The 7,383-nt window shown below is 51.8% G+C and carries 6 protein-coding genes and 2 pseudogenes; 3 read left to right on the top strand and 5 right to left on the bottom strand.

From position 1 onward, the window contains the following. Positions 1-184: 184 nt before the first annotated feature. Entirely contained in the window at positions 185-985 is an 801-nt protein-coding gene (locus ACRDCA_RS08970; protein ID WP_438689226.1) for a tyrosine-type recombinase/integrase, read from the top strand. 239 nt (positions 986-1,224) lie between these two features. Here ACRDCA_RS08970 and ACRDCA_RS08965 read toward each other — a convergent pair whose 3' ends face one another. Together ACRDCA_RS08965 and ACRDCA_RS08960 are read right to left on the bottom strand one after the other, a co-directional pair. After that, complete coding sequence (locus ACRDCA_RS08965; RefSeq protein ID WP_438689225.1) at positions 1,225-1,512, bottom strand: type II toxin-antitoxin system RelE family toxin; 288 nt, start codon at positions 1,510-1,512, stop codon at positions 1,225-1,227. Then, positions 1,502-1,744: a type II toxin-antitoxin system RelB/DinJ family antitoxin gene (locus tag ACRDCA_RS08960; RefSeq protein ID WP_438689224.1), complete on the bottom strand. Its 243-nt coding sequence runs from the start codon at positions 1,742-1,744 to the stop codon at positions 1,502-1,504. Before ACRDCA_RS08960 ends, ACRDCA_RS08965 begins: the two co-directional genes overlap by 11 nt. A 307-nt stretch (positions 1,745-2,051) precedes the next feature. Between ACRDCA_RS08960 and ACRDCA_RS08955 the strand changes: the two genes are divergently transcribed. Then, on the top strand, positions 2,052-3,245 hold the full coding sequence (locus ACRDCA_RS08955; RefSeq protein ID WP_438689223.1) for an AAA family ATPase: 1,194 nt from the start codon (positions 2,052-2,054) through the stop codon (positions 3,243-3,245). A gap of 8 nt (positions 3,246-3,253) precedes the next feature. Further along, positions 3,254-4,225, top strand: coding sequence for a ParB family protein (locus ACRDCA_RS08950; protein ID WP_438689222.1), 972 nt, complete (start codon positions 3,254-3,256; stop codon positions 4,223-4,225). 198 nt (positions 4,226-4,423) lie between these two features. On the opposite strand, the pseudogene ACRDCA_RS08945 reads toward ACRDCA_RS08950, so the two are convergent. The 3 genes and pseudogenes from ACRDCA_RS08945 to ACRDCA_RS08935 form a co-directional block, all read right to left on the bottom strand. Further along, positions 4,424-5,020: pseudogene (locus ACRDCA_RS08945) on the bottom strand (transposase); the annotation flags it as partial. 9 nt (positions 5,021-5,029) lie between these two features. Continuing rightward, positions 5,030-6,649 (bottom strand): ISL3 family transposase, encoded by a 1,620-nt coding sequence (locus ACRDCA_RS08940; protein ID WP_438689221.1) that lies wholly within the window; start codon positions 6,647-6,649, stop codon positions 5,030-5,032. Between the two features lie 86 nt (positions 6,650-6,735). Further along, positions 6,736-7,383: pseudogene (locus ACRDCA_RS08935) on the bottom strand (IS3 family transposase); the annotation flags it as partial.

Genomic DNA, 7,383 nt, shown 5'->3' with positions numbered 1-7,383 from the left:
TGTCAGTGCGACGGTGGGGGATGCGCCACCGTGCGAGCCGCCGGGCTGTCAGGCGGCACCGTGTTGATGTGAGGCTGGGGCTTAAAGACGGTTGAGGCAGCAACGCTGCCGTGCTCGCACCGCAGGGGCGCTACGTTCTGTCAGGGGTAAATGTCCTTGGCAGACAGTGTAACAGGAGCAGATGATGACCTATGATTCGGCACTGGCCATTGTGGGGACCCCTGTCGGCGAAACGACGCCGATGCTGGCACCGCAAGATTACCAACGTGCGCTGTCGTTGCGCCATATGGCCATGACTTATGATGATCTGCCCCGGTATCTGCTGGCAACGGAAGTGGCCGCCCTCCTCCATTTCTTGCCGGACTGGACACAGCATGCGCTGATCAATCTTCTGTGGAATACCGGCGCCCGGATCAATGAAGCGCTGGCGCTGAGGCGCCGGGATTTTCGGCTCAATGTAGCCATGCTGCACGTGGTATTGCGCACGGCCAAACAACGCCGTTCTGGTCGTGGCCGACCCACGAAAGGCAAGTCGGCGAACCGCACGGTTCCGTTGACCGACCCGCAATTTGTGGACGAGCTACGCCGGCTGTTTGCTAGCACCAAAGAGTTGTTTGAAATCGATACCGAGACCGGAGAACGTTCCCCCCTGCCAGTCTGGCAGATCAGCGACCGAGGTGTGCGTAATTGGTTGACGAAAGCCGAGCATTTGGCGAAGCGCGAGGGGATCCGATTGAGTGTGCCGGTGACACCGCATGTGTTTCGGCACGGCTATGCGATGCATATGTTGTACCAGGGCACGCCATTAAAAGCGGTGCAGGGGTTATTGGGGCATGAAAAAGCGGAGAGCACGGAAGTGTACACTCGGGTGTTTGCGCTCGATATTGTCGCCAGCCGACAGGTACAGTTCTCATTGCCGACACAGGATGCGCTCGACATGATCCGGAGCACACATCGTCCTTTAGCACTGGACGATCACGAATAAAAGGCTAACGCCCTGCGGTTGTTCAAATATCTCTGCCCTGTCAGGTGAACAGCCAGGACGGAGACATTTCGCTGTGAATTTCCGAGTTGCTTGAGAGCCTGGCATACTCACAACACCAGAGCTGTGACACGAGGAGAGTTGGGCGTATAGGCGCTTATGACAGGATTGAGGGTCGGCCATTTTCCTGGATGAATGCCTTGTTCTCTATGGTTTTAATGGGGTTTTTTAGCGATCCCTCACTAACCCAACCTTGTGGCGGCTGCTTTGTAAACTTCAAGCCGTTCGCGTTTACCTACAGCAAGGACGAGGATCACAACTGTTTCATCTTCGACTCTGTAAACTAGCCGATAACCGGATGCGCGGAGTTTGATCTTATAGCAATCAGGCAAAGAGTGCAGTCGATTGGCCTCAACGCGTGGTGCTTTAACAATCTGCGCCAGTTTCTTTTTTAGCTGTAGACGTACAGCCTCACCTAATTTTTTCCACTCTTTCAAAGCTGCATCATCAAAGTCAATCTTATAAGTCATCGAATGCTACTCGGACACGCTTGCCAGGATTAGCCAGACGTTCACGTGCCAACTCGATGATATCTGCGTCTTCATCAGCCAGTAATGCCACCTGAACCGGAAGGCGGTTATTTTGTGCAACGTATTCAAGCACCAGGCGTACGGCTTCGGAGGCTGTGATCCCTAATCCGTCGAGCGCCACACCGGCCCGGGCCTTTAAGTCGTCGTCGATACGAATGTTCATTGTACCCATGTCGATACTCCATGTGGTTACGTTTGTGTATACATATTAAGGTAAACCCGACAAGAAATAAAGTACATGTGCTCCTGTGTTTAACTGTACAGCCGTCCTCTGGCTGGGATCTATAACGCAGAAAGGAGTACCTCGGTTTTTTATGGAATTTCATCCGCTCCTCTTTTCTGCCCGATGTACCTGGGCGTGGTTGAGCGGCATGGTTTGTGCGTGATAACTTTATTGTTAATTGTGTTGATTTTTTATCTTATATGCATGATTATCGATTTAATTCAAATAAACTACATAATTAGGGGTGTTGGTGATTATGGATTCTCATCAGACAGAGAAAGTCGCACTACGTGCCGAAAAGATGTTGTCCGCGTTGACTGAGCAGATACAACTTCAGAAAGAAGAACTCAAGGAAAACGAGTATTTTCAGGTGTATGCCAAAGCTGCCGTGGCAAAATTTCCTAAATTGACACGTGCTAACGTGGATTATGCAGTGAGCGAGATGGAAAGCAGCGGTTATGTCTTCGAGAAGCGGGCGGCCGGCTCGTCCACCAAGTACGCGATGACCGTCCAGAATATTGTTGATATTTATCATCACCGTGGTGTCCCTAAATATCGCGATCGCCATCCTGAAGCAATGACTCTCTTTGTCGGCAACCTGAAGGGCGGTGTCTCAAAGACCGTTTCTACGGTATCATTGGCTCATGCCTTGCGTGCCCACCCTCACCTCCTTTTTGAAGATTTACGTGTGCTGGTCATCGATCTGGATCCCCAATCCTCGGCCACCATGTTTTTGAACCATACCCGCGCCGTGGGCCTTGTTGAGACAACCTCTGCTCAGGCCATGCTGCAAAACGTCAGTCGCGAAGAGTTACTCACTGAGTTCATCGTGCCCTCTGTTGTTCCAGGCGTCGACGTTCTTCCTGCATCCATTGATGATGCGTTTATCGCTTCTGGTTGGGAAAGCTTGTGCGCCGAGTATTTGCCTGGGCAAAACCCTCACGCTATCTTGCGTGAGAACATCATTGATAAATTGAAGTCAGATTATGACTTTATCTTTGTCGACAGCGGTCCTCACCTGGATGCATTCCTTAAGAACGCGATTGCGGCCGCCGATCTCTTGATGACACCCATCCCTCCGGCACAGGTGGATTTTCACTCGACGTTGAAGTACCTGACCCGTTTACCTGAGTTGGTCAGTATCATTGAAATCTCAGGCTGTCCGTGTCGGTTGCAGGGAAACATCGGCTTTATGTCCAAGCTGTCCAACAAGCCCGATCACAAAGTCTGCCACAGCCTCGCGAAAGAGATTTTTGGCGGAGACATGCTCGATGCGGCTTTGCCACGCCTTGATGGCTTTGAACGCTGTGGCGAGTCGTTTGATACGGTGATCTCTGCGAACCCGTCGACCTATGTGGGGAGCAGCGAGGCATTGAAAAATGCGCGCACTGCTGCTGAAGACTTTGCCAAAGCGGTATTTGACCGCATTGAATTTATTCGAATGAATTGAGGTGCCCAATGAGCACAAAACGTCAGACAATCGGGCGCACGTTTAGCGCGCCAGTTCTTAATAGCGAAGCCGAGCCGGAAGCATTCAAACAGGTCTTTACCCTGTCGTCCGGCAGGAAGGTGGTCTTTACCAAAGTGATCGTGCCGGCGGTAGAGGTGGAAGCCAAAACGTATGTGACCCAGGAAGTCAACGGACGTGATCAGTCGGCACTCACCCCTGAATCACTTCAAGATATTACGCGGACCATCAGCCTGCAGCAGTTTTTCCCTGCCATTGGTGTCCGTCGCGATAATCGTATCGAGATCCTGGATGGCTCACGTCGTCGTGCTTCTGCCATTCTCAAACATGTCGGTCTGGATATTTTAGTCACAGATGAGCCACTCTCGGTCAGCGAAGCCAGAAAGCTGGCCCAGGATATTCAGACGGCCCGGGAACATAATATTCGCGAAGTGGGAACGCGGTTACTGGCCCTTAAGCAAAGTGGACTGACACAAAAAGAAATCGCTGAGGCGGAGGGGTTGTCGCAAGCCAAAGTTACACGAGCGCTACAGGCGGCCAGTGTATCTTCTGAGCTGCTATCTCTCTTTCCAATCCAATCGGAACTGTCTTTTTCTGACTATAAAGTATTGCTGACGGCTGAAGAGTTGTTGGCCAGCAAACAACGTTCAGTATCAGAACTCATCGAGAATATCATTGGCGTCGTCAGTGGGATCCGGGAGCCATCATTGCTGGCCGCTGATGAGGTCAAGACTATAATCCTCACAGTAATACGGGATGAAGCCACGGTACTGGGAGAGCCAGAGAAAGGAGAAGCGGTTGTCATCACCCCTCTTTGGCAGTTTTCTGACAAGAACAAGTATGCCCGCAAGAAGGTCCGGGGACGGTCATTCAGTTACGAGTTTAATCGTGTGTCGCCCGAACTGCAGGGCGCTATTGATGACGTAGTGAACGCTGTACTGGCTAAATATCTGAAGTCATAGTTGAAAATTTTCTCCAGTCGTTTTTGTATGTTAACTGTTTAAAAGTAATGATTTTTCCATGGGGATTTCATGATGAAATCTCCATGGATTTCGACGCAATACACTTCGACCTGCCTTGCTATGCCCTTTCTCTATTGTCGTATCGTAGTGAAATTCCCGTCATCTTCTCCCGGCGTTTTTCAAGACAGATGTTGTTTTTTATGCTGCCCGGCGGTGTTCATTCTCCGGGTTAAGTGCCACTATATTTACCGGTGTCCAGTTGCGTGTTTTTCCTGACCAGCGTTCGGGATGCTGACATCGTGCTGCTTCGTAGACAGCCTCCCGCTGTTTAAGAAGGGGCTTATCCAGTCCCAGATGTCTTTGCTCTGGTGTGACGAGCCTTATCCCGCTATGCCGGTGCTGAGTGTTGTACCAGCGGATGAAGCTGTGCACCCACTCTCGCGCCTTGCTTATATTGTTGAAGCCATCTGCTGGCCATTCAGGGAAGTATTTCAGCGTACGGAACAGTGACTCCGAGTAAGGGTTGTCATTGATGACTCGCGGTCTGCTGAACGACGAGCAGACCCCCAGTTCGTACATTCTGGCCAGCATCGTGAAGCTCTTCATCGGTGCCCCGTTGTCTGAGTGTAAGACCAGACCGCTATTCCGGCAGTTTTCCTCGATGACGGCCCGCTGTAACAGGGCCGCTGCATATTCACCACGCTCAACTTCCCGCACTTCTGCTGCAACGATTTTACGACTGTACACATCCATGATTGTTAGTACCGATGTAAAAATGGGTCTTCCGCAACTTGGGTGGAGCCTTTACGCCAGGGGGCTCATTACTCGTCGTCGCAGTAACTCGAAGCTGGCCCGGCCATACATCTGTCGTTTTAGCATTTTCAGGCGATTTACATGCCCTTCGACTACACCGTTACTCCATTTGCTGGTAATGGCTTCACATATTGCTGCTGCATCTGCCTCCATCCCGGCTGCAACGCGCTGAAGCTCAACAGGACCACTCTCACTAACATGGGTAAACCACCTGTTTAGCTGTGGTTTGTTTTTGGTTTTCAGGATCCGGTAGAAGTCCAGCGCCAGTTGCTGTGCTATTTTCAACTGCGGCTCTTTTTCACACATCAGCCCAATGAAGCGGGAGGCATAATTTTCTTCGCCCCTTATTATTCGCCAGGGCATCAACCAACGACTTACGCGCGAAGCTGATGGAAGACGGGCTGGCGCAGTAGCAGGTGCGCTCCCACCGTTACGCCATTTGGCAACCTCATCCCTGACGGTGGTTTCGCTACCGGTGAACCCCTTTGCCACCATTTCCCTCCATATCTGGCTGCCATTGTGATTACCGCTTTCACGCTGTTCCTCCAGCCACCCATGCCAGGGATCCAGAAGACTTGGTTTCCGGGGGCGAGTCGACATTTCAGGGAATGTACCTGATTGGAGCCAGCGCCTGACCGTTACGCGTGATAACCCGGTGGTACGGGATATTTGACGGAGCCCACATCCATTCTTATGCAGGGTTATTACCTCCACCCAGCGTTGGTGGCGTTTATTACGAGTCTGCTGCTTAAGTCGCTCCGGGCGACGGATATATGGAGCTGGTTCTACCTGTTCTAGCTCAGGTGATTTCTTTGGCGACAACTCATTGGCAACAAGACGTATCAGCGGCATATGTCTGTACATCATCCGTTCGAGCGCATCACCAATGTTTTTCAACAAGTGCCAGCGATCGGCTACCTGTCTGGCTTGAGGAGCACCTTCACGTGCTGCTGTAGCATAGATACCGCCGCGATCGCGCGAGACAACCTGTATTTCCGGATATTTTCTGAACCAGGCAGTCAGCGTACGCTGATCGCGGCCGGGAAGCAGGACGAGGGGACGGTGAGTATCAAGATTGACTATTAACGTGCCGTAACGGTGGCCCCGATGCCACGCCCACTCGTCGATACCAACATGGGGCGTGCCTGGCGGTTTCGTCTCCGGGGTATTGATCACCCTGCGAAGAAGAGTATCTGCGCTGGTTCGGAGACCCGCTGCCGTTGCCGCCCGTCTTCCAGCCTCACCACCGGCGATTAATCCCTGCTGACGCTGTAAATTTTGTAACGCCTGCGAAGACTGCTGCCGTGGACCTGCGAAGGGAGCCAGCGACTCGGCAAAAATTTTGCGTGAACAGGCTGGATTACGGCAGTACCAGTGGCGGATGGTAAATACCAACCATAGCGCTTGGCCTGAGCAGGGTAGATGCTGTATCCGGCGCCGGCGACAACTATGAACAGAGTCGCTGCGCTTAAGGTATTCAGGACATAGTGCTGTTTTGCGTTTGCCACAGAGATGGAAGGTTATACCATCAGGGCTAATAACTTGCCGGCCGTATTGCCATCCGCAAGGTAGCTGTAAAAGTGTCTTAAGTGAGGGCATGACGTTGTCCATAACTTAAAACAGCTTAGATCCTTGTTAACTAGAAAGTTTCATCAATATTTCTCCACCCAAGTTGCGGAAGACCCACAATTCGATCGGTATTGACACATGATCATGTATAGATAATAACGTTCACCTTTGACTTCTCCGGGCAAGTGGGCGATATCCCATGACCAGACCTGATTCGGCCCCCGGGCTGTATAGCTCACCGGACGTGCATAAGTACCACGGGGCTTACCGTCTCCCCGATGGTGCAACTGATTTTCTGCTTTTAGGATCCGGTAAAACGTTGATTCTGAAGCCAGGTATATTCCCCGGTCAGCCAGCATGGGAACGATCCTCGATGGAGGTAGCGAGGCGAACTCTGCTTCTTAACACATTTGCAGTACCTGTGCCCGCTCATTTTCTGTCAGCTTATTGGCGGGCGCAAGGTTGATGGCTGGCCATCAGGTTTCAACTGACTATCGCAGAACCATCTCTGGAAGGTCCTGTGTGTGATCCCTGCGGCCCGACAGGCCTGCGCATAACGGTTACCGCTTCCTTTATCAACCTGATCATTCGCTGCCTCTCCAGGTAAGAGGTCAGTCGTCCTCTTCGTTGTCCCGGGGGGCTGACAACTTTTCCTGAAGAACCAGCAGTGCTGCCATTTCGGCCAGTGCTTTATCTTTCCGACGTAACTCTTTTTCAAGCGCACGGATGCGGCTTTTCTCTGTGCGAGTTGCTCGTTGCTCATCAACCAGCTGTCG

The sequence above is a fragment of the Serratia sp. (in: enterobacteria) genome, assembly GCF_051654945.1.
GTDB lineage: Bacteria > Pseudomonadota > Gammaproteobacteria > Enterobacterales > Enterobacteriaceae > Chania.
This window is presented reverse-complemented; position numbering and strand designations above follow the sequence as displayed.

What these genes read in the sequence shown, in the direction of transcription:
- ACRDCA_RS08970 (WP_438689226.1), top strand. Translation starts at nt 185, where the DNA reads ATGACCTATGATTCGGCACTGGCCATTGTGGGGACCCCTGTCGGCGAA.
- ACRDCA_RS08965 (WP_438689225.1), bottom strand. Translation starts at nt 1,512, where the DNA reads ATGACTTATAAGATTGACTTTGATGATGCAGCTTTGAAAGAGTGGAAA.
- ACRDCA_RS08960 (WP_438689224.1), bottom strand. Translation starts at nt 1,744, where the DNA reads ATGGGTACAATGAACATTCGTATCGACGACGACTTAAAGGCCCGGGCC.
- ACRDCA_RS08955 (WP_438689223.1), top strand. Translation starts at nt 2,052, where the DNA reads ATGGATTCTCATCAGACAGAGAAAGTCGCACTACGTGCCGAAAAGATG.
- ACRDCA_RS08950 (WP_438689222.1), top strand. Translation starts at nt 3,254, where the DNA reads ATGAGCACAAAACGTCAGACAATCGGGCGCACGTTTAGCGCGCCAGTT.
- ACRDCA_RS08940 (WP_438689221.1), bottom strand. Translation starts at nt 6,649, where the DNA reads ATGGACAACGTCATGCCCTCACTTAAGACACTTTTACAGCTACCTTGC.